This is a genomic window from Erwinia papayae, from assembly GCF_058241465.1.
The window spans coordinates 1,813,008-1,833,605 of the sequence record NZ_JBZCHT010000009.1 but is presented as its reverse complement, the minus strand read 5'-3'; the positions used below and the strand labels follow the sequence as shown (position 1 = coordinate 1,833,605).

Here is a 20,598-nt window from a genome sequence, read left to right as displayed (position 1 = left end):
ACTGCGCTCGTATCGATGAACTTTCAGGCTGTATCCCGCACTTTATTGGCGGAATTCAGCCGAGGGCAAGCCGCTTATGCGGCGCGGAACAGAGCTTGTTCCATTAAATAACCACGGCGAAAAAAAGCACAAAATGCTTAAGGGCTCACAATGCAGAACAGCGCGATGAAACCCTGGCTAGACTCCTCCTGGCTGGCCGGCGCGAATCAGACCTACATCGAGCAACTCTATGAGGACTATTTAACCGATCCTGACTCTGTTGATGTTGCCTGGAAAACACTGTTTCAGCAGCTTCCTGGACAAGGCGTCAAACCTGAACAATTCCACTCCACCACCCGCGAGTACTTTAAGCGTCTGGCGAAAGATGCCACGCGCTATACTGCCTCCGTCAGCGATCCCGACATCAATGCCAAGCAGGTTAAAGTCCTTCAGTTAATTAACGCCTTCCGTTTCCGTGGTCATCAGCAGGCTAAGCTCGATCCGCTTGGGCTGTGGCAGCAGGAGTCGGTGCCGGATCTTGATCCTGCGTTTCATGATCTGACCCAGGCTGATTTTGAGGAAACCTTCAACGTGGGTTCCTTTGCCTTCGGCAGGGACACCATGAAGCTGTCCGATCTCTTTGTGATGTTACAGCAGACTTACTGTGGTTCGATCGGTGCAGAATATATGCACATCACCAACACCGAAGAGAAACGCTGGATCCAGCAGCGCATTGAATCCGTAGCCGGTCAGGCCTCTTTCTCTGATGCGGAGAAAAAAGGTTTCCTGAAACAGCTAACCGCTGCTGAAGGCCTTGAGCGCTATCTTGGGGCCAAATTCCCCGGCGCGAAGCGTTTTTCGCTGGAAGGCGGAGATGCGCTGGTACCGATGCTCAATGAGATGATCCGCCATGCGGGCAACAACGGCATCCGTGAAGTGGTACTGGGGATGGCTCACCGTGGTCGTCTGAATGTGCTGATCAACGTGCTGGGTAAAAAGCCACAGGATCTGTTTGACGAATTCTCTGGCAAGCATAAAGAGCATCTTGGCACCGGTGACGTGAAATACCACATGGGCTTTTCATCCGATGTGGAAACCGACGGCGGCATGGTTCACCTGGCGCTGGCGTTTAACCCGTCGCACCTTGAAATTGTCAGCCCGGTGGTAATGGGATCGGTACGCGCTCGTCAGGATCGCCTTGATGCGCCTGGTAGCCATCAGGTTCTGCCGGTCACGATTCATGGCGATGCGGCAGTAACCGGGCAGGGTGTGGTGCAGGAAACCCTGAATATGTCGCAGGCCAGAGGGTATGAGGTTGGTGGTACGGTACGTATCGTCATCAATAACCAGATTGGTTTTACCACCTCAAATCCGAAAGACGCCCGTTCGACACAGTACTGTACTGATATTGGAAAAATGGTGCTGGCACCGATTTTCCACGTTAATGCTGACGATCCCGAAGCCGTTGCTTTTGTCACCCGTCTGGCGTTGGATTTCCGTAACACCTTCAAACGCGACGTATTTATCGATCTGGTCTGTTATCGCCGTCATGGTCATAACGAAGCCGATGAGCCCAATGCGACTCAGCCGGTGATGTACCAGAAAATCAAGAAACACCCGACGCCGCGTAAAATCTATGCTGACCGCCTGGAACAGGAAAAGGTTGCCAGCCTGGAAGATGCCACGGAAATGGTCAACCTGTATCGTGATGCGCTCGATCAGGGCGAATGCGTGGTGCCGGAATGGCGTCCGCTAAGTCTGCACTCTTCCACCTGGTCGCCATTCCTCAATCACGAATGGGATGAAAGCTATCCTTCTACCCTGGATCCAAAACGGTTACAGGAGCTGGCAAAGCGGATCAGCCAGGTGCCGGAAGCGATTGAGATGCAGTCGCGCGTCGCTAAAATTTACAACGACCGTGCGGAAATGGCGGAAGGCAACAAACTTTTCGACTGGGGCGCGGCTGAAAACCTCGCTTACGCTACGCTGGTGGATGAGGGCATTGCCTGCCGGCTCTCCGGTGAGGATATGGGGCGCGGCACCTTCTTCCATCGTCATGCGGTGATCCATAACCAGTCAAACGGTTCCACTTACACCCCACTCCAGCATGTTCATAACGGCCAGGGTACTTTCAAAGTCTGGGACTCGGTACTTTCGGAAGAGGCGGTACTGGCCTTTGAATACGGTTATGCCACAGCAGAACCTCGCACGCTGACCATCTGGGAAGCGCAGTTTGGCGACTTTGCTAACGGTGCGCAGGTGGTTATCGATCAGTTCATCAGCTCCGGCGAGCAGAAGTGGGGCCGGATGTGTGGCCTGGTCATGCTGCTGCCTCATGGCTATGAAGGACAAGGGCCGGAGCACTCCTCCGCCCGTCTGGAGCGCTATCTGCAACTCTGCGCGGAACAGAACATGCAGGTTTGTGTGCCATCCACCCCGGCTCAGGTCTATCATATGTTGCGTCGTCAGGCGCTGCGTGGGATGCGCCGCCCACTGGTGGTGATGTCGCCGAAATCGCTGTTGCGTCATCCGCTGGCGGTGTCTTCGCTGGAAGATCTGGCGACCGGTGACTTCCAGCCTGCCATTGGCGAGATCGATTCCCTTGATCCACAAGGTGTTAAGCGCGTGGTGCTCTGCTCCGGCAAGGTGTATTACGACCTGCTGGAAAAACGCCGCAAAAACGAACAAACCGATGTGGCCATCGTACGTGTTGAACAGCTTTATCCTTTCCCGCATAAAGCGGTACAGGACAAACTGCAACAGTTCTCCCACGTCCACGATTTTGTCTGGTGCCAGGAAGAGCCGCTTAACCAGGGCGCCTGGTACTGTAGTCAGCATCATTTCCGTGAAGTGGTGCCATTCGGTGCTTCATTACGTTACGCCGGTCGTCCTGCTTCCGCTTCACCTGCGGTTGGCTATATGTCCGTTCACCAGCAGCAGCAGCAAGATCTGGTCAACGACGCGCTGAACGTTAATTAATCAAAGGAAAAATAATGAGTAGCGTAGATATCTTCGTTCCCGACCTGCCCGAATCCGTTGCCGACGCCACCGTGGCGACCTGGCACAAAAAACCGGGCGATACCGTTCAGCGCGATGAAGTGCTGGTTGAGATCGAAACCGACAAGGTGGTGCTGGAAGTTCCTGCCTCCGCAGATGGTGTGCTGGAAGCCATCCTCGAAGATGAAGGCGCGACGGTCACCTCGCGTCAGCCGCTGGGCCGCCTGAAAGAGGGTAACAGTGGCGGTAAAGAGAGTTCTGCCAAAGCAGAACCTCAGGAATCCACGCCGGCACAACGCCAGAGCGCATCCCTGTCTGATGAAAGTAATGACGCCCTCAGTCCTGCAATTCGCCGTCTGATTGCAGAACACAGCCTTGATCCGGCTGCCATCAAAGGCACCGGTGTGGGTGGCCGTCTGACCCGAGAAGATGTTGAAAAACATCTGGCGAAAAAATCCGAGGGTGGGGCAGCCGCCTCCGCCTCTGCGCCAGCCCCGGCCCTGGCGGGTCGCAGTGAAAAACGTGTGCCTATGACCCGTCTGCGCAAGCGTGTGGCCGAACGTCTGCTGGAAGCAAAAAACAGCACCGCCATGCTGACGACTTTCAACGAAGTCAACATGCAGCCGATCATGAATCTGCGCAAACAGTATGGCGAAGCCTTTGAAAAGCGTCACGGTGTACGTCTGGGCTTTATGTCCTTCTACCTGAAAGCGGTGGTTGAAGCGCTGAAACGCTTCCCGGAAGTCAATGCCTCTATCGATGGCGATGATGTGGTTTATCACAACTATTTTGATGTCAGCATCGCCGTCTCCACACCGCGTGGTCTGGTCACCCCGGTGTTGAAAGATGTTGATGCGCTGGGTATGGCCGACATCGAGAAAAAAATCAAAGAGCTGGCGATTAAAGGGCGCGACGGCAAGCTGACCGTTGAGGAACTGACCGGCGGAAACTTTACTATCACCAACGGTGGTGTGTTTGGCTCGCTGATGTCCACGCCGATCATCAACCCACCGCAGAGTGCCATTCTGGGTATGCATGCGATCAAAGATCGTCCGATGGCCGTCAATGGCAAGGTGGAAATCCTGCCAATGATGTATCTGGCGCTCTCCTACGATCACCGCCTGATTGACGGTAAAGAGTCCGTCAGTTATCTGGTGGCGATCAAGGAACTTCTGGAAGATCCGTCCCGCCTGCTGCTGGACGTCTGACTGGTCCGGTGCGGCCAGCTCGCCGCACCTTTCCCTGTGTATGGCCGACATGCCGGCAACCTGCCGGATGCGGCTGAGTCTTTTCCGACCTGAGTGGATTATCATCATGAACTTACACGAATATCAGGCAAAACAGTTGTTTGCACGGTATGGTTTACCGGCACCAACCGGTTATGCCTGCACCACACCACGTGAAGCAGAAGAAGCCGCCTCCAAGATTGGGGCCGGTCCGTGGGTAGTGAAATGTCAGGTTCATGCCGGAGGCCGTGGTAAAGCGGGCGGCGTGAAAGTGGTCAAAAGCAAGGAAGAGATCCGTGCTTTTGCTGAGCACTGGCTGGGTAAACGCCTGACGACTTACCAGACTGACGCCAACGGCCAACCGGTTAACCAGATTCTGGTTGAAGCGGCGACTGATATTGACCAGGAGCTGTACCTTGGCGCAGTGGTTGACCGTGGAACCCGTCGCGTGGTGTTCATGGCCTCAACCGAAGGCGGTGTGGAAATTGAAAAAGTGGCGGAAGAAACCCCGCACCTTATCCACAAAATGGCGCTCGACCCGCTGGCCGGTCCTCAGCCTTATCAGGGACGCGAACTGGCATTCAAACTGGGTCTGAGCGGTAAGCAGGTTGGTCAGTTCACCAAAATCTTTATGGGGCTGGCAACGATGTTCCTTGAGCGCGATCTGGCGCTGGTGGAGATCAACCCGTTGGTGATCACCAGGCAGGGTGACCTGATCTGCCTGGATGGCAAACTGGGCGCCGATGGCAATGCTCTGTTCCGTCAGCCTGAACTGCGCGAAATGCGCGATCCAAGCCAGGAAGACTCCCGTGAAGCACACGCTGCGCAATGGGAACTGAACTACGTGGCGCTGGAAGGCAACATTGGCTGTATGGTTAACGGCGCAGGTCTGGCGATGGGCACGATGGACATCGTCAAACTGAGCGGCGGCCAGCCAGCTAACTTCCTCGATGTTGGCGGCGGTGCAACCAAAGAGCGTGTTACCGAAGCCTTTAAAATCATCCTGTCTGATGATGCGGTGAAAGCGGTCTTTGTTAACATCTTTGGCGGCATCGTGCGCTGTGATCTGATCGCAGATGGCATCATTGGCGCAGTAGCAGAAGTCGGTGTCAATGTGCCGGTGGTGGTGCGTCTGGAAGGGAACAACGCCGAGCTGGGTGCCAAAAAACTGGCAGACAGCGGGCTGAATATTATTGCAGCAACCAGCCTGAGCGACGCGGCGCAGCGCGTTGTTGCCGCAGCGGAGGGAAAATAATGTCCATTTTGATCGATAAAAACACCAAAGTAATCTGCCAGGGCTTCACCGGTGGACAGGGCACTTTTCACTCAGAACAGGCGCTGGCTTATGGCACACAGCTGGTCGGTGGCGTGACGCCGGGTAAAGGCGGCACCGAACATCTTGGTCTGCCGGTATTTAACACCGTGCGTGAGGCTGTTGAAGCCACTGGCGCAACGGCTTCAGTGATCTACGTTCCTGCGCCGTTTTGTAAAGACGGCATCCTGGAAGCAATCGATGCGGGCATCAAACTGATCATCACCATCACCGAAGGCATCCCGACGCTGGATATGCTGACTGTGAAAGTAAAACTGGATGAAGCTGGCGTGCGGATGATTGGTCCAAACTGCCCGGGCGTGATCACGCCTGGCGCCTGCAAAATCGGTATCATGCCGGGTCACATTCATAAGCCAGGCCGGGTCGGCATTGTTTCCCGCTCCGGTACGCTGACTTATGAAGCGGTTAAGCAGACCACCGATATTGGCTATGGTCAGTCCACCTGCGTTGGGATTGGCGGTGACCCGATTCCGGGTTCTAACTTCATCGACATTCTGAAACTGTTCCAGGACGATCCGCAAACCGAAGCGATTGTCATGATCGGTGAAATCGGCGGGAGTGCAGAAGAAGAAGCTGCGGCCTTTATCAAAGAGCATGTTACCAAGCCAGTAGTCGGTTATATCGCGGGCGTCACTGCGCCAAAAGGCAAGCGTATGGGCCACGCCGGGGCCATTATTGCCGGAGGTAAAGGTACGGCAGATGAGAAGTTTGCTGCTCTTGAAGCGGCGGGCGTCAAAACTGTGCGTAGCCTGGCCGATATTGGTGATGCGGTGAAAGCGGTTCTTGCACCGAACTGATTACATAGATGGATACCTCAGGCCACCTTCGGGTGGCTTTTTTTTGCTCTTGCGGCGATAAAATCTGCTATCAGGCAAAATGTGAAAATCGGACTAAGCTTTTGTAACGTGGCTGGCGGATTAACGCTGCCGTTGCGCATGAATCCGTAATGCGGATTACTGCTTAAATAAAAGCATGGTTAAAAATATTATGTCATTGTTATTCAAATGAGTGTATTTCTGATTTTTTAAATATAATTATTTAACATTGCCATTTCCAAAGCACATTTAACCGCTTTCCGACATTAATCAGGATCAAGAAAAACAGAGCTAAATCAATTGTTATTGCTGGATTAAAAATTGGTTTTTCGATTAAATTGTTCCACATCAAAAAATAGTTTTCAGCGCATTAATAATAAATTCATATGATTTGATAAAACAGTTTATCCGTCACGGACTCTCGTTTATAAAGAGAGGATTGTTGTGTGGGAAACAGCTGCAATTTCCACTGTGATTTTGATTTATTTTGTTAAATTTTGGTTATTAAGGTGATATCAAATTTCATTTCCTTAATACCATGACAGGATTTTTCTTCTTAAAATTACTGGTACTGACCGGTGCAGGCCTGATGGGCAATGGCACTGTGTTATCTCCCTCAGGCGAGGAGCAAGGAGTCAAGATGTTTGATATCGTCGAACTGTCGCGCTTACAGTTTGCTCTGACGGCTATGTATCATTTCCTGTTTGTCCCGTTAACGCTGGGTATGGCGTTTTTACTGGCGATCATGGAAACGGTGTACGTGCTGTCCGGCAAACAAATCTACAAAGATATGACTAAATTCTGGGGCAAGTTATTTGGTATTAACTTTGCGCTGGGTGTGGCAACCGGGCTGACTATGGAGTTTCAGTTTGGCACCAACTGGTCATATTACTCACATTACGTTGGTGATATTTTTGGTGCCCCACTGGCCATTGAAGGTCTGATGGCTTTTTTCCTTGAATCCACTTTTGTCGGCCTGTTCTTTTTTGGTTGGGACCGGCTGAGTAAGGTCCAGCACCTGGCTGTGACCTGGCTGGTTGCTCTCGGGTCTAATCTCTCCGCGTTATGGATCCTGGTTGCCAATGGCTGGATGCAAAATCCGGTAGCATCGGAATTCAATTTTGAAACGATGCGTATGGAAATGGTCAGCTTCTCCGAACTGATCTTCAACCCGGTTGCTCAGGTTAAATTTGTCCATACCGTTGCGGCGGGGTACACCACCGGTGCGATGTTTATTCTTGGCATCAGTGCTTATTATCTGTTGCGTGGGCGCGATGTGGCTTTTGCCAAACGCTCTTTTGCTATTGCGGCAAGCTTTGGCATGGCGGCAGTGCTGTCGGTTATCGTGTTGGGTGATGAATCCGGCTATGAAATGGGCGACGTACAAAAAACCAAACTGGCAGCCATTGAGGCTGAATGGGAAACGCAGCCTGCACCGGCGGCATTTACCCTGTTTGGCATTCCGGATCAGGATCGTCAGCAAAATCACTACGCTGTACAGATTCCCTGGCTGCTGGGATTGATTGCCACCCGTTCTGTTGATAAACCAGTGACCGGTATGAAAGAGCTGATGACTGAGCATGAAGTACGCATTCGTAACGGGATGAAAGCCTGGCAGCTGCTTGAAGAGTTACGTTCTGGTTCTGAAGATCCCGCCGTGCGCGTGGCTTTCAACGAGACGAAAAAAGATTTGGGTTATGGCTTGCTGCTGAAACGCTACACGCCCAATGTCGCCGATGCCAGTGAGGCGCAAATTCGTCAGGCAACAAAAGACTCAGTGCCACGTGTGGCACCGCTCTATTTCTCTTTCCGCATTATGGTGGCGGCCGGTGGTCTGATGCTGCTGATTATCGCTTGTTCTTTCTGGACGGTGATTCGCAACCGCATTGGCAAAAATCGTTTCCTACTTAAATGCGCGCTGTATGGCATTCCGCTGCCATGGATTGCGGTCGAGGCAGGCTGGTTTGTGGCTGAATATGGCCGTCAGCCCTGGGCGATTGGTGAGGTGCTGCCAACTGCTGTGGCAAACTCCTCACTGACCGTCGGCGATCTTTTGTTCTCAATGGCGCTGATATGCGGCCTCTACACGCTGTTCCTGATTGCGGAAATGTATCTGATGTTCAAATTTGCCCGGCTGGGACCCAGTAGCCTGAAAACCGGCCGTTATCACTTTGAACAGTCTGATATCGCCAGCCAACCGGCACGCTGAGAAAGGAACCTGAAAATGATCACTTATGAACTGTTACGCTTCGTCTGGTGGGTGCTGGTAGGCGTCCTGCTGATTGGCTTTGCCGTGGCTGACGGCTTTGATATGGGCGTGGGGATGCTGAGCCGGATTCTGGGTCGGACCGACAGCGAACGCCGCGTGATGATCAACAGCATCGCGCCACACTGGGACGGCAATCAGGTGTGGCTTATTACCGCTGGCGGTGCCTTATTTGCCGCCTGGCCAATGGTCTACGCCGCCGCTTTTTCTGGCTTTTATGTGGCGATGATCCTCGTGCTGGCCTCGCTCTTTTTCCGCCCTGTCGGTTTTGACTATCGTTCGAAAATTGAAGATATGCGCTGGCGTGGTATGTGGGACTGGGGCATTTTTATCGGCAGCTTTGTGCCGCCACTGGTGATTGGCGTGGCTTTTGGCAATCTGTTACAGGGTGTGCCTTTCCACGCCGACCAGTATCTGCGTCTGTTCTATACCGGCAGCTTCTTTCAGTTGCTCAATCCTTTTGCACTGCTCGCGGGGATTGTCAGCCTCACGATGATCCTGACGCAGGGAGCGACCTATTTGCAGATGCGCACCGTTGGCGAACTTCATCATCGTTCCCGTGCTGCGGCACAGATTTCGGCGCTGATTATGATGGTCTGTTTTCTACTGGCGGGCATCTGGGTGATGTATGGTATCGACGGATACCTGCTGACTTCCACGCTCGATCATAATGCTGCGTCAGATCCACTGAACAAGCACGTCACTCGCGAAGCCGGGGCCTGGCTGGTTAATTTCCGGCAGATTCCTCTGCTATGGGTTATTCCGGCACTGGGTGTGGTGCTGCCGTTGCTGACGGTGCTTTGTTCACGTTTTGAGAAAGGAGCCTGGGCATTTGTTTTCTCTTCTCTGACTCTGGCCTGCGTGATCCTGACGGCGGGTGTGGCGATGTTTCCGTTCATTATGCCATCCAGTACGGTGCCGGATATCAGCCTGACCATGTGGGATGCGACTTCCAGCTTCCTGACGCTGAAAATTATGACCGTGGCGGCGATAATATTTGTGCCGATCATCCTGGCGTATACAACCTGGTGTTACTACAAAATGTTCGGTCGTCTGACCAAAGAACAAATTGAAGCCAACACCCATTCTCTCTACTGATTGAGGAGCTGACTATGTGGTATTTTGCCTGGATCCTCGGCACGCTGCTGGCCTGTGCAATTGGTGTTATTACCGCACTGGCGATTGAGCATCTGGATAAGTCTTCATAAAGATAGTGTTCATAACGCGAGAAAAACGGATCGGGCAACCGATCCGTTAATATTTTAAGCTGAGGTCTGAAGCCTGTACGAGAGGAGTAATAACAGGGAGCCGTGTTGCTGCAAACACTCTTATTTTAAAACAGTGCATTAAATACGATCGCCGATCCCTTGCCATTCGCATAACAGAAGGCAGGTTTTCTCAGAATGGATCAGAAATGATGCAGTGCATTTTACTCCAGGATATTTTTTCTGATGATCGCCGAGAGTTAATTCATTAATTAGTTCCTCTTTAGATTCCAGATTATACAGCTCTTTATATTTGTTCTTGTTCCGGTGATCAAAATCATATTCCTTCTCGTAAAATGAAAATTTATAATCTGCTCTGGTTATATCCTGTTTCAATCCCCTGATGCTTTCTTCGCTTGAAGAGTGACCAAAACGCTCATTAATCAAATTCAAAGACCGTGTTGATCTTCAGGTAGTCCAATTTTACGTTCACTTCTATCCACATCATCAATTTTAATTTTTATCGAATTATCATCTAAGCTAAATTTGAATCTGTTTTTATATGCTGGTGAAACCAGATTGATGAGTGTGAAAAATGCGTTTAATTTTTGTTTATTGTCGGTAGCCTCGTTATAGATCTCATAAAGACATATTTTAGCTTTTTCCGTTTTTGTGCCACAAAACCAGTCTTTGATTTTTCCCCACAGGCTGGTTACGTCATTTTTATTTGTTGCCTTCTGGATCCTGTCTATTTCCGATAAGCTGATATGTGCGTTTACCCTGCTGCTCCGTATTTCCATAATGCTATCTCTGGTTAATGATGATTTGTTGTATCTACAGCAGTGCAGAAAGAATTTCTTTAAAAAAAACGCGCAATGCTGAACTGTTTTCAGTTGTTACCGAGCGTCTGCTGAGCAGTTTGCCTGTGGGTGTAATGCCGAAGATCAGAAAAGTTGTGCAGAGGGGCGAACGATATGCTGAGCCTGGTGGTCAGCGCGCTTTGGCTGCTGTCACTCTGGCGATGAATGTTCAGGCGTTGGAATGAAGCGATAGCTGAGCTGGATTTCCTTGCAGATTTGTTCTTCTCCGGTCAGGAAATGTTTAAGAATTATCCGTAAGTGATCATTATTGTTACCAAACGATAATTATTTACTTCCACGTCTGGCAATCCATTCCAAAGGCGTATTCTCTTGCGTATAGTAGCAACGTTTAAAAGCATTGCCGGGATGTAGAGTGAGTACAACGCTGTTTCGATGGCCGGTTCGCGTCTATTACGAAGACACCGATGCCGGTGGGGTGGTCTACCACGCCAGCTATGTTGCTTTTTATGAACGGGCACGGACTGAGATGCTGCGCCAGCATCATTTCAATCAACAGGCGCTGCTGGAACAGCAGGTTGCGTTTGTCGTTCGTCGGATAACGGTTGACTACCTCGCCGCAGCCCGCCTTGACGATCTTCTCGAGGTGCAGTGTGAGGTGAGCAAAGTGACCAGAACGACGATGACGTTCGCACAACGTATTGTTAATGCAGAAGGCCGGACGCTGAACGAAGCAGAAGTCCTGATCGCCTGCATCAATCCACATCTGATGAAGCCCATTGCGCTTCCCAAGTCTATTGTCGCGGAGTTCAAGCAGTGACTGACATGAACATTCTTGATTTGTTCCTGAAGGCCAGCCTTCTGGTTAAACTTATCATGCTGATTTTGATTGGTTTTTCAATCGCCTCCTGGGCTGTCATTATTCAGCGTACCCGTATTCTGAATACTGCGGGGCGCGAAGCAGATGCGTTTGAAGACAAATTCTGGTCCGGGATCGAACTGTCTCGGTTGTATCAGGAAAGCCAGGCACGCCGTGATGAACTTGCCGGCTCTGAGCAAATTTTCTATGCGGGCTTTAAAGAGTTTGCTCGCCTGCATCGGGCCAATCACCATGCGCCGGAGGCTGCGGTTGAAGGGGCGACCAGGGCAATGCGTATTTCCCTCAATCGTGAACTGGAAACCCTGGAAACACACATTCCTTTTTTAGGTACGGTCGGCTCAATCAGCCCTTACATCGGCCTGTTTGGCACGGTCTGGGGGATTATGCATGCGTTTATTGCACTGGGTGCGGTGAAACAAGCTACGTTGCAGATGGTGGCACCGGGTATTGCAGAAGCGCTGATTGCTACCGCTATCGGTCTGTTTGCTGCGATTCCGGCAGTGATGGCTTACAACCGGCTCAACCAGCGGGTGAATAAGCTTGAGCAGAATTACGATAACTTTATGGAAGAGTTCACGGCTATTCTCCATCGTCAGGCCTTCTCCAGCGAATCAAGGTAGGGGGCAGCATGGCCAGAAAACGTGGTCGCGGTCGCCGCGAACTGAAGTCTGAAATCAATATCGTTCCCTTACTGGATGTGCTACTGGTGCTGCTGCTTATTTTTATGGCAACAGCGCCGATTATCACCCAGAGCGTGGAAGTGGATCTGCCCGACGCAACGGATTCAAAAACCGTCTCCAGCGATGATAACCCTCCGGTGATCGTTGAAGTGGCAGGCGTGGGGCAGTACAGCCTGGTGGTTGATCATGATCGAATGTCGCAGTTGCCGCCAGAGCAGGTTGTTGCTGAAGCGCAGCGCCGAATTGAGGCGAATCCTAAGACGGTATTCCTGATCGGTGGTGCGAAAGATGTGCCTTACGATGAGATCATTAAGGCGCTGAACCTGCTGCATCAGGCAGGTGTGAAGTCTGTCGGTTTAATGACGCAGCCAATTTAAATTTTTCGAACCGTTTTTGGGAACCGAGAGTGTCGAAGGTAGCCGAGCAAAACGATAAGTTAAAGCGTGCCATCATTATTTCAGTAATTTTGCATATCATCCTGATTGCATTGCTGATCTGGAGCTCGTTTGACGAACACATCGACGCCAGCAGCGGCGGTGGCGGTGGCGATATTGATGCCGTAATGGTCGATCCCGGCGCGGTCGTCGAGCAGTACAACCGACAACAAAACCAGCAGAGCGACAGCAAGCGCGCCGAACAACAACGGCAGAAGCAGGCGCAACAGCAGGCTGAGGAATTACAACAGAAACAGGCCGCTGAGCAGCAGCGGCTGAAAGCGCTGGAGAAAGAGCGCTTACAGGCCCAGCAGGAAGCAAAAGAACAGGCGGCAGAGCAGGCCGCACAGCAGAAACAGGCAGAGGAACAGCAAAAGCAGGCTGAGGCCGCAGCGGCAAAAGCAAAAGCCGACGCGAAGGCAGAGGCTGATGCTCAGTTAAAAGCTCAGGCAGATGCTAAGGCGAAAGCGCAAGCTGATGCGAAAGCACAGGCCGATGCTCAGGCGAAAGCTGCAGCCGATGCGCAGAAAAAAGCGCAGGCTGAGGCCAAAAAAGCCGCAGCAGAGGCAAAAAAACAGGCTGAAGCAGAGGCGAAACAGGCCGCAGCAGAAGCCGCTAAAGTAAAAGCCGCTCAGGAAGCAAAAGCGAAAGCGGCAGAGGAGCAGGCCAAAGCAGCACAGGCTGCGAAAGCAAAGGCCGCCCAGGAAGCTAAAGAGGCTAAGGAACAGGCCGCAGCTGAAGCGAAAGAAAAAGCTGAAGCTGCCGCAAAAGCGAAAGCCGAAGCGGCGGTAAAAGCGAAAGCAGCCGCAGCTGCTAAAGCTAAGGCGGCGGCGGACGCAGCTAAACAGAGTAGTGATGTTGACGATTTACTGGGCGGCCTCTCTTCCGGCAAAAATGCGCCGAAAGAAGGTAAAGCTGGCGGCGGAGCCGCAGGGCAGGGGAATCAGAAGAAGGCCGGTGCATCTGGCGCAGCGGTTGACAGCTACCTGGGACAGGTTAAAGGTGCAATTGAGAGTAAGTTTTATGACGCTGATACCTTCAAAGGGCGAACCTGTGATGTGCATATTAAACTTGCGCCGGATGGTTTATTAATTTCGGCCACCCCGGCAGGTGGCGATGCAGCACTTTGTCAGGCAGCAATTAATGCCGCGCGCATGGCAAGAATGCCAAAGCCGCCCAGTGCTGAAGTTTATCAGGCAGTTAAAGATGCAACGCTGGTTTTCAAACCTTAAGAATCCGGCAATAAACGGCATGTTGAACTAAGGTCAACATGCCGTACTCTACAGATTGATTATTTGTTGGTTGAACACTGCTAATTATCGTGGACGTTACGTTCAGATAAGGGAGAAAAGATGAAGCAGGCATTTCGCGTAGCACTGAGTTTCTTACTGCTGTTCGTCGCCGTGGCGAAGGCAGAAGTTCGCATTGAAATTACCCAGGGTGTTAACACCGCACGTCCTATCGGGGTTTTGCCTTTCAAATGGGATGGCCCTGGCGCCGCACCAGAAGATATTGGCGGTATCATCGCTGCCGACCTGCGTAACAGCGGAAAATTTAATCCACTGGATCGGGCGCGCCTGCCACAACAGCCGACTTCAGCCGCTGAAGTGCAGCCTGCGGCCTGGACCGCTCTCGGTATTGATGCCGTGGTAGTCGGACAGGTCCAGCCAGGCGCTGACGGCAGCTATCTGGTTTCTTACCAGTTGGTGGATACCTCGGGCAATCCCGGCACCGTTCTGGCACAGAACCAGTACAAAGTGACCAAACAGTGGTTGCGCTATGCCTCGCATACTGCCAGTGATGAATCCTTTGAGAAACTGACCGGCATCAAAGGTGCTTTCCGTACCCGTATCGCTTACGTGGTGCAGACTAACGGCGGCCAGTTCCCGTATGAACTGCGCGTATCAGACTATGATGGTTACAACCAGTTCGTCGTGCATCGTTCACCGCAGCCGCTGATGTCGCCAGCCTGGTCGAAAGATGGCAGCAAACTGGCTTACGTCACCTTTGAGAGCGGTAAGTCCGCGCTGGTAGTACAAACGCTGGCGAACGGCGCTATCCGGCAGGTCGCTTCATTCCCTCGTCATAATGGTGCGCCATCTTTCTCTCCTGATGGTAGCAAGCTGGCTTTTGCCCTCTCCAAAAGCGGCAGTCTGAACCTCTATGTGATGGACCTGGCATCAGGTCAGATCAATCAGATCACCGACGGGCGTTTTAACAGTACTGAACCCACCTGGTTCCCGGACAGCCAGAGTCTGGCTTATACCTCCGACCAGGCTGGTCGTCCGCAAATTTATAAAATCAGTGCTAACGGCGGTGCGCCGCAGCGCCTGACCTGGGAAGGTTCTCAGAATCAGGACGCCGATGTCAGCTTTGATGGAAAATCTCTGGTGATGATTAGCACCAATGGCGGCGCACAACACGTCGCCAGACAGGATCTGGAAACGGGAGCCGTTCAACAATTAACGGACACGTTCCTGGATGAAACGCCAAGCCTCGCACCGAACGGTACAATGGTAATCTACAGCTCTACTCAGGGCATGGGTTCTGTATTGCAGTTGGTATCGACGGACGGGCGTTTCAAAGCGCGTCTTCCGGCAACCGATGGACAGGTCAAATTTCCTGCCTGGTCGCCGTATCTGTGATGCATGTGTAAATATGTATGGCAAACAATAATAGGATTGTAGAAATGCAACTGAATAAAGTGCTGAAAGGCTTAATGCTGGCACTGCCAGTAATCGCAGTGGCTGCATGTAGCTCACACAAAAATAACAACAACGACCAGACCAACGGTATGGGCGATGGCTCTGCTAACAGCGGCATGAACGGCGGTAATATGTCCTCTGATGAGCAGGCTCGTCTGCAAATGCAGGAACTGCAAAAAAACAACATCGTTTACTTTGGTCTGGATAAGTTCGATATCCAGTCAGAGTTCGCTCAGATGCTGGATGCGCACGCCACCTTCCTGCGTAGCAACCCGTTTTACAAAGTGACTGTAGAAGGTCATGCGGATGAGCGTGGTACGCCTGAGTACAACATCGCCCTGGGCGAACGTCGTGCGACTGCGGTGAAAATGTACCTGCAGGGTAAAGGTGTGTCTGCTGACCAGATCTCTATCGTTTCTTATGGTAAAGAGAAGCCAGCTGTACTGGGCCATGACGAAGCGGCTTACGCCAAAAACCGTCGTGCCGTACTGGTATACTAAGAGAATCATATGATTAGTAACTTCAGACTTCACTTGTTGAGTCTGTCGTTACTGGTTGGCGTAGCGGCTCCCTGGGCCGCTAATGCCCAGGCGTCAATCAGTAACGTTGGCTCTGGCTCGGTCGAGGACCGTGTCACTACCCTTGAGCGTATTTCTAATGCTCAGGGACAACTTGTTCAGCAACTTCAGCAGCAGCTCTCCTACACACAACGCGACATCGACTCTCTCCGTGGACAGATTCAGGAAAATCAGTATCAACTGAGTCAGGTTACAGAACGTCAGAAAAACATCTATCAGCAGCTTGATACACTCAGCAGCAGTAACAGCAGCAGTGCAGCCTCACCTGCCGCCAGTGACGCTGCCGCAGGTGCAGCGGCGAGCAGCGCCGGAACGCCTGCGCAGGACAGCAGCAGTAACGCCGCCCCGGTGCAGAGCGGGGATGCCAATACCGATTACAATGCGGCTGTGGCGCTGGTGCTGGAGAAAAAGCAGAATGAACAGGCTATTGCGGCTTTTCAGGCCTTTGTGAAGAAATACCCGGATTCGACTTATCAGCCTAACGCTAACTACTGGCTTGGTCAGTTGAATTACAACAAAGGTAAAAAAGACGACGCGGCATACTATTTTGCAACGGTAGTAAAAAATTATCCCAAATCGCCTAAAAGTGCCGAAGCTTTGTACAAGGTTGGGGTGATCATGCAGGAGAAAGGCGACAGTGCGAAAGCGAAAGCCGTTTTCCAGCAGGTGATAAAACAGTATCCCAACAGCGATGTGGCAAAACAGGCGCAAAAGCGTGCTGCGGCCCTTTAACTGACAGCCTTTCTTCGTTAACTGGATGTTTTCTGCTCTGCACGGATGAAAGTCAGGCAGTTGAACGGCTTATCTGAAAATAGTGGTTGCGCTGTGACGTCAAATCAGTAATATATGCCGCCGTTGCCGGGACATATGTTAAAACGTTCTGACAGTGTAAAAGTGGGTCGTTAGCTCAGTTGGTAGAGCAGTTGACTTTTAATCAATTGGTCGCAGGTTCGAATCCTGCACGACCCACCACTTTAAGCGATAATAATACAGTTATCGTCAACGGCATGGCAGGTAGTCGCAAGGGCAGTTCATCGCACGGCGGGTCGTTAGCTCAGTTGGTAGAGCAGTTGACTTTTAATCAATTGGTCGCAGGTTCGAATCCTGCACGACCCACCAGTTTAAGCATGATGGTATCTGTTACCCGCAAGACATAAAGCAGTAAAAATAATTTATTCAGAGCGGGTCGTTAGCTCAGTTGGTAGAGCAGTTGACTTTTAATCAATTGGTCGCAGGTTCGAATCCTGCACGACCCACCAGTGTAGAAAGGCACCCTAAAGGTGCCTTTTTGCTTTTGTAAAATCGTGCAGGGTTCGAACCTGCCGCTAACGGGTTTTCTCTGGCGTCAGGTTTTTCCAGATATGCATCACCGCATAACTTCGCCACGGGCGCCACGCCTGGGAAATCTCTTCTGCCTGCCGGGCGGTAACGCCACCCAGATTTTTTCTGATCACCACATCTCCGCCGGGGAACGCGTCCGGCCAGCGCAAAGCACGCATCGCGATATAATGTGCCGTCCATTCACCGATACCGGGCTGAGCGATCAACTGCGCAATAGCCTGCTGGGGATGTAACACAGGTTCAACGGGCAAGACGCCGCGGGCAAAGGCTTCAGCGAGGCCGATCAGCGTTCTGGATCGGGCGCTGACGATACCCAGGCTGGCAATCTGATCCACCGTACTCTCTGCCACGCGGCACGCCTGCGGTGAAAGCGAAGTCAGTTCAGTAAAAGGCGTAGTGAAAGGTTCTCCAAAAGCAGCCGTGAAGCGCCCCCCAAGAGTGGTGGCGGCTTTAACGGTGATCTGCTGACCCAGTACCGCTCTGATCACCATTTCGAAGCCGTCAAAAACGCCAGGAACGCGTAAACCCGGATTATCAATTACACTCTGCCGCAACAATTCATCTTTTTGCAGATGACTGGCAATCAGCTGGGGATGTGCATCCAGATCGAACAAATTCCGCAAGCGGCGAAGTAAGACAGGCAGTGCCGGCGTGAGGGAATGGCTGAACTCTACCTGCAATGCATCCCGACGAGCCTCTGTAACCCGGATCCAGCCTTTATGTTCCCCAAGGCATACCGTGCGGGAATAGCTGTCAGCATCAACCCACTCCACCCCCTTCAGCGCGCGCAGGCGCAGAAAGGCGAGCATCGCAGCCCAGTCATAAGGTGGGCGATAGCTGAGCAATAAGGTTGAGCTCTGATCCACCCCAGTCGCACTCCTTATATTGCCGCTTTCTTTACGCAGACGACTGGGCGAGAGTCGGTACTGCGCACTGAAAACATCATTGATGCGTCGCAGGCTGCCAAAGCCACTGGCATAAGCCACCTCGGTTACCGGCAACGACGTTTCCGTCAGTAGTTGCTTTGCCAGCAGAAGGCGGCGGGTTTGTCTCAGTTCAACCGGTGATACCCCCAGTTCTTTCTGCACGATACGCCGTAACTGCCGGGAGCTGATTGCAAGCTCTCTGGCTATTTCATCAAGCGTAATAACCTCTTCACTCAGTCCCTGCTCAATTTTTTGCAGTAACAGATGGGCTAAACGCTTGCTGTTATCTACCGGTGCATTACCGGGCGGCAGCGCAGGCAGGGACGAAAGGCGGCTTTTTCAGCGGCTTCGGCGCTGGAGAAAAACTGGCAGTTTTCCTCACGAGGGGATCTGGCCGGGCAGACCGGCCGACAATAAATCCCGGTAGAGGTCACGCCGACATAAAAGACGCCATCAAAGCGATTATCGCGGGAAGTTAAGGCACGGTAAGCGACTTTTCCATCAATCATAGTCAGTTCCTGCATACGGTTTTCTCGCAGGTTAAGTCTATTTTGTCAGCTGTACCAGCCGTTTTCGGACAACGATATAAAAGTTTTTTGCTGTCCGAAAACGGCTGGCGCACAGAAGAGATTCGCGGATAATAAGTGCAGTGCGAGCGATACAGGTGACAGGGGAGAAACGTAATGAGCTGTTTTGTCAAAACAATGTCTTCGCCTGTGGGCGAACTGAAATTAGTCGCCAGCGAAAAAGGCTTAATGGCTGTGTTGTGGGAGAATGACCCACCCGGTCGCGTACGGCTGCCGGATCAGCTGGAGGATGCTCAACATCCTCTGCTGTTGGAAACGGAAAAGCAACTAAGTGAATATTTTAACGGCAGTCGTCGGCGCTTTACATTAGCCCTCGACTTTCGGGGAACGGAATTTCAGAAAAAAGTCTGGCATGCACTGCTGGCCATTCCCTTCGGTGAAACCCGTAGTTACCGGGAGATTGCACAGGAAATTGGTCATCCCAAAGCGGTCAGAGCTGTTGGCGCAGCCAATGGCAGAAATCCCCTTTCTGTTATCGCTCCCTGTCATCGGGTGATTGGTGCAAATGGTAAGCTGACGGGTTTTGCCGGGGGGCTGGCAGTGAAAGCCTTTCTGCTGGAAATGGAAAACCGGCCATGTGGAGAACCTGTTCAGCTTCCGACGCTTGCTGGTGCAGGAGGTGTGTAAAAAACTGAGCGACACGGGTTGTAATTAAGGTTATCTTGTTTAGCATATAAAACAATGATGACCTTGCAGGCGGTGGGTAAAGGCAGTTTTCCGCTTGTTTGTTCAGTCAGGAAAACGTGAGTAGTGCTATGAGCCTGATGTTCGATCCCGACACCGCTGTTTATCCGTTCCCGCCTAAGCCAGCACCGCTTGCTGCGGATGACAAACAGTTTTACCGTAATAAAATCAAAAAATTACTCAAAGAGCGCAGTGCCGTCATTGTCGCTCACTACTACACCGATCCTGAAATCCAGGCGCTGGCTGAAGAAACCGGTGGCTGTGTAGCCGACTCACTGGAGATGGCGCGCTTCGGCAGTCAGCATAGTGCATCAACTTTACTGGTTGCGGGTGTGCGTTTTATGGGGGAAACCGCTAAGATCCTCAGCCCCGAAAAAACCATTCTGATGCCCACTTTACAGGCGGAATGCTCGCTCGATCTGGGCTGCCCGGTTGAACAGTTTAGTCAGTTTTGCGACATGCATCCCGAGCGCACCGTAGTGGTTTATGCCAATACCTCAGCGGCGGTAAAAGCGCGTGCTGACTGGGTGGTCACTTCCAGCATCGCGGTCGAGCTGATTGAACATCTTGACGGCCTGGGGGAAAAGATTATCTGGGCGCCGGACCAGCATCTGGGCCGTTACGTAATGCGGCAGACCGGTGCGGATATCCTGTGCTGGCAGGGAGCCTGCATCGTTCATGACGAGTTTAAAACCCAGGCACTGCACCAGATGAAAACGATGTTTCCCGATGCGGCGGTGCTGGTACACCCGGAATCACCACAATCCATCGTTGAGCTGGCCGATGCGGTGGGGTCGACCAGCCAGCTAATCCAGGCAGCTAAAACCTTACCGCACTCCCGAATGATTGTTGCGACCGACCGGGGTATTTTTTACAAAATGCAGCAGGCTTGCCCGGATAAAGAGCTGCTGGTGGCACCCACGGCAGGAGAGGGGGCAGTCGTAGCTGCGCACACTGTCCCTGGATGGCGATGAATGGTCTGAAAGCCATTGCTGAAGGGCTGGAGAAAGGCGGCAAGGCGCATGAGATTGCAGTGGATGAGCCACTGCGTGAAAGAGCGTTGTTGCCACTGAATCGTATGCTAACCTTTGCTGCACGTTTAAAAGGGTAACCCTGGCCCCTTGCTGCTCAGGACAACGGTGTT

18 protein-coding genes, 3 tRNA genes and 2 pseudogenes are annotated in these 20,598 nt (G+C 52.1%); 20 read left to right on the top strand and 3 right to left on the bottom strand.

Annotation, left to right across the window (positions count from 1 at the left end):
- Positions 1-150 precede the first annotated feature (150 nt).
- The 7 genes from sucA (at position 151) to cydX (ending at position 9,824) form a co-directional block, all read left to right on the top strand.
- Positions 151-2,958 carry a 2-oxoglutarate dehydrogenase E1 component gene (sucA, locus tag AC3RPL_RS13480; RefSeq protein WP_490740381.1) on the top strand — a complete coding sequence of 936 codons (2,808 nt, stop codon included), beginning with the start codon at positions 151-153 and terminating at the stop codon, positions 2,956-2,958.
- A 14-nt stretch (positions 2,959-2,972) separates the two neighbouring features.
- Positions 2,973-4,184: a 2-oxoglutarate dehydrogenase complex dihydrolipoyllysine-residue succinyltransferase gene (gene odhB / locus AC3RPL_RS13475; RefSeq protein WP_379892773.1), complete on the top strand. Its 1,212-nt coding sequence runs from the start codon at positions 2,973-2,975 to the stop codon at positions 4,182-4,184.
- Between the two features lie 106 nt (positions 4,185-4,290).
- The gene (gene sucC, locus AC3RPL_RS13470; protein WP_490740380.1) at positions 4,291-5,457 is read left to right on the top strand and encodes an ADP-forming succinate--CoA ligase subunit beta; all 1,167 of its coding nucleotides are present in this window, start codon (positions 4,291-4,293) and stop codon (positions 5,455-5,457) included.
- Positions 5,457-6,332 (top strand): succinate--CoA ligase subunit alpha, encoded by an 876-nt coding sequence (gene sucD, locus AC3RPL_RS13465; RefSeq protein ID WP_034941607.1) that lies wholly within the window; start codon positions 5,457-5,459, stop codon positions 6,330-6,332. The genes sucC and sucD overlap by 1 nt, the downstream gene beginning before the upstream one ends.
- Positions 6,333-6,990: 658 nt before the next feature.
- The gene (gene cydA / locus AC3RPL_RS13460) at positions 6,991-8,559 is read left to right on the top strand and encodes a cytochrome ubiquinol oxidase subunit I (protein ID WP_490740379.1); all 1,569 of its coding nucleotides are present in this window, start codon (positions 6,991-6,993) and stop codon (positions 8,557-8,559) included.
- A gap of 15 nt (positions 8,560-8,574) precedes the next feature.
- A complete protein-coding gene (gene cydB / locus AC3RPL_RS13455) occupies positions 8,575-9,714 on the top strand; it encodes a cytochrome d ubiquinol oxidase subunit II (protein ID WP_490740378.1) in 1,140 nt (379 codons plus the stop codon).
- Positions 9,715-9,728: 14 nt separating this feature from the next.
- Positions 9,729-9,824: a cytochrome bd-I oxidase subunit CydX gene (gene cydX / locus AC3RPL_RS13450; protein WP_071995069.1), complete on the top strand. Its 96-nt coding sequence runs from the start codon at positions 9,729-9,731 to the stop codon at positions 9,822-9,824.
- Positions 9,825-9,962: 138 nt separating this feature from the next.
- Here the strand turns inward: cydX and AC3RPL_RS13445 are convergent, their stop codons facing one another.
- Positions 9,963-10,268: a hypothetical protein gene (locus AC3RPL_RS13445; RefSeq protein WP_490740377.1), complete on the bottom strand. Its 306-nt coding sequence runs from the start codon at positions 10,266-10,268 to the stop codon at positions 9,963-9,965.
- 2 nt (positions 10,269-10,270) lie between these two features.
- Positions 10,271-10,621 (bottom strand): hypothetical protein, encoded by a 351-nt coding sequence (locus AC3RPL_RS13440; RefSeq protein ID WP_490740376.1) that lies wholly within the window; start codon positions 10,619-10,621, stop codon positions 10,271-10,273.
- Positions 10,622-10,641: 20 nt separating this feature from the next.
- Between AC3RPL_RS13440 and AC3RPL_RS13435 the strand changes: the two genes are divergently transcribed.
- From AC3RPL_RS13435 to AC3RPL_RS13385, 11 genes are all read left to right on the top strand, one after another.
- The gene (locus AC3RPL_RS13435; RefSeq protein WP_490740375.1) at positions 10,642-10,866 is read left to right on the top strand and encodes a hypothetical protein; all 225 of its coding nucleotides are present in this window, start codon (positions 10,642-10,644) and stop codon (positions 10,864-10,866) included.
- 188 nt (positions 10,867-11,054) lie between these two features.
- Positions 11,055-11,459 carry a tol-pal system-associated acyl-CoA thioesterase gene (gene ybgC / locus AC3RPL_RS13430; RefSeq protein ID WP_034941601.1) on the top strand — a complete coding sequence of 135 codons (405 nt, stop codon included), beginning with the start codon at positions 11,055-11,057 and terminating at the stop codon, positions 11,457-11,459.
- On the top strand, positions 11,456-12,139 hold the full coding sequence (gene tolQ, locus AC3RPL_RS13425; protein WP_034941599.1) for a Tol-Pal system protein TolQ: 684 nt from the start codon (positions 11,456-11,458) through the stop codon (positions 12,137-12,139). The genes ybgC and tolQ overlap by 4 nt, the downstream gene beginning before the upstream one ends.
- An 8-nt stretch (positions 12,140-12,147) precedes the next feature.
- Positions 12,148-12,576 (top strand): colicin uptake protein TolR, encoded by a 429-nt coding sequence (tolR, locus tag AC3RPL_RS13420; RefSeq protein ID WP_034941597.1) that lies wholly within the window; start codon positions 12,148-12,150, stop codon positions 12,574-12,576.
- A gap of 29 nt (positions 12,577-12,605) precedes the next feature.
- On the top strand, positions 12,606-13,865 hold the full coding sequence (gene tolA, locus AC3RPL_RS13415; RefSeq protein WP_490740374.1) for a cell envelope integrity protein TolA: 1,260 nt from the start codon (positions 12,606-12,608) through the stop codon (positions 13,863-13,865).
- Positions 13,866-13,985: 120 nt separating this feature from the next.
- Positions 13,986-15,278, top strand: a complete 1,293-nt coding sequence (gene tolB, locus AC3RPL_RS13410) for a Tol-Pal system beta propeller repeat protein TolB (RefSeq protein WP_490740373.1) — start codon at positions 13,986-13,988, stop codon at positions 15,276-15,278.
- Between the two features lie 44 nt (positions 15,279-15,322).
- Positions 15,323-15,838: a peptidoglycan-associated lipoprotein Pal gene (pal, locus tag AC3RPL_RS13405; protein ID WP_490740372.1), complete on the top strand. Its 516-nt coding sequence runs from the start codon at positions 15,323-15,325 to the stop codon at positions 15,836-15,838.
- A 9-nt stretch (positions 15,839-15,847) separates the two neighbouring features.
- Positions 15,848-16,648, top strand: coding sequence for a cell division protein CpoB (gene cpoB, locus AC3RPL_RS13400; RefSeq protein WP_490740371.1), 801 nt, complete (start codon positions 15,848-15,850; stop codon positions 16,646-16,648).
- Between the two features lie 164 nt (positions 16,649-16,812).
- Positions 16,813-16,888, top strand: a tRNA-Lys gene (locus tag AC3RPL_RS13395).
- Between the two features lie 71 nt (positions 16,889-16,959).
- Positions 16,960-17,035: transfer RNA gene (locus AC3RPL_RS13390), tRNA-Lys, on the top strand.
- Positions 17,036-17,099: 64 nt separating this feature from the next.
- Positions 17,100-17,175, top strand: a tRNA-Lys gene (locus AC3RPL_RS13385).
- 66 nt (positions 17,176-17,241) lie between these two features.
- Here the strand turns inward: AC3RPL_RS13385 and AC3RPL_RS13380 are convergent.
- Positions 17,242-18,692 (bottom strand): annotated as a pseudogene (locus tag AC3RPL_RS13380) (AlkA N-terminal domain-containing protein).
- Between the two features lie 174 nt (positions 18,693-18,866).
- Here AC3RPL_RS13380 and AC3RPL_RS13375 point away from each other — a divergent pair.
- The gene (locus AC3RPL_RS13375; RefSeq protein WP_490740370.1) at positions 18,867-19,397 is read left to right on the top strand and encodes a methylated-DNA--[protein]-cysteine S-methyltransferase; all 531 of its coding nucleotides are present in this window, start codon (positions 18,867-18,869) and stop codon (positions 19,395-19,397) included.
- Between the two features lie 128 nt (positions 19,398-19,525).
- Positions 19,526-20,565, top strand: a pseudogene (nadA, locus tag AC3RPL_RS13370) (quinolinate synthase NadA).
- Positions 20,566-20,598 lie beyond the last annotated feature (33 nt).

What these genes read in the sequence shown, in the direction of transcription:
- sucA (WP_490740381.1), top strand. Translation starts at nt 151, where the DNA reads ATGCAGAACAGCGCGATGAAACCCTGGCTAGACTCCTCCTGGCTGGCC.
- odhB (WP_379892773.1), top strand. Translation starts at nt 2,973, where the DNA reads ATGAGTAGCGTAGATATCTTCGTTCCCGACCTGCCCGAATCCGTTGCC.
- sucC (WP_490740380.1), top strand. Translation starts at nt 4,291, where the DNA reads ATGAACTTACACGAATATCAGGCAAAACAGTTGTTTGCACGGTATGGT.
- sucD (WP_034941607.1), top strand. Translation starts at nt 5,457, where the DNA reads ATGTCCATTTTGATCGATAAAAACACCAAAGTAATCTGCCAGGGCTTC.
- cydA (WP_490740379.1), top strand. Translation starts at nt 6,991, where the DNA reads ATGTTTGATATCGTCGAACTGTCGCGCTTACAGTTTGCTCTGACGGCT.
- cydB (WP_490740378.1), top strand. Translation starts at nt 8,575, where the DNA reads ATGATCACTTATGAACTGTTACGCTTCGTCTGGTGGGTGCTGGTAGGC.
- cydX (WP_071995069.1), top strand. Translation starts at nt 9,729, where the DNA reads ATGTGGTATTTTGCCTGGATCCTCGGCACGCTGCTGGCCTGTGCAATT.
- AC3RPL_RS13440 (WP_490740376.1), bottom strand. Translation starts at nt 10,621, where the DNA reads ATGGAAATACGGAGCAGCAGGGTAAACGCACATATCAGCTTATCGGAA.
- AC3RPL_RS13435 (WP_490740375.1), top strand. Translation starts at nt 10,642, where the DNA reads ATGATTTGTTGTATCTACAGCAGTGCAGAAAGAATTTCTTTAAAAAAA.
- tolR (WP_034941597.1), top strand. Translation starts at nt 12,148, where the DNA reads ATGGCCAGAAAACGTGGTCGCGGTCGCCGCGAACTGAAGTCTGAAATC.
- tolB (WP_490740373.1), top strand. Translation starts at nt 13,986, where the DNA reads ATGAAGCAGGCATTTCGCGTAGCACTGAGTTTCTTACTGCTGTTCGTC.
- pal (WP_490740372.1), top strand. Translation starts at nt 15,323, where the DNA reads ATGCAACTGAATAAAGTGCTGAAAGGCTTAATGCTGGCACTGCCAGTA.
- cpoB (WP_490740371.1), top strand. Translation starts at nt 15,848, where the DNA reads ATGATTAGTAACTTCAGACTTCACTTGTTGAGTCTGTCGTTACTGGTT.
- AC3RPL_RS13375 (WP_490740370.1), top strand. Translation starts at nt 18,867, where the DNA reads ATGAGCTGTTTTGTCAAAACAATGTCTTCGCCTGTGGGCGAACTGAAA.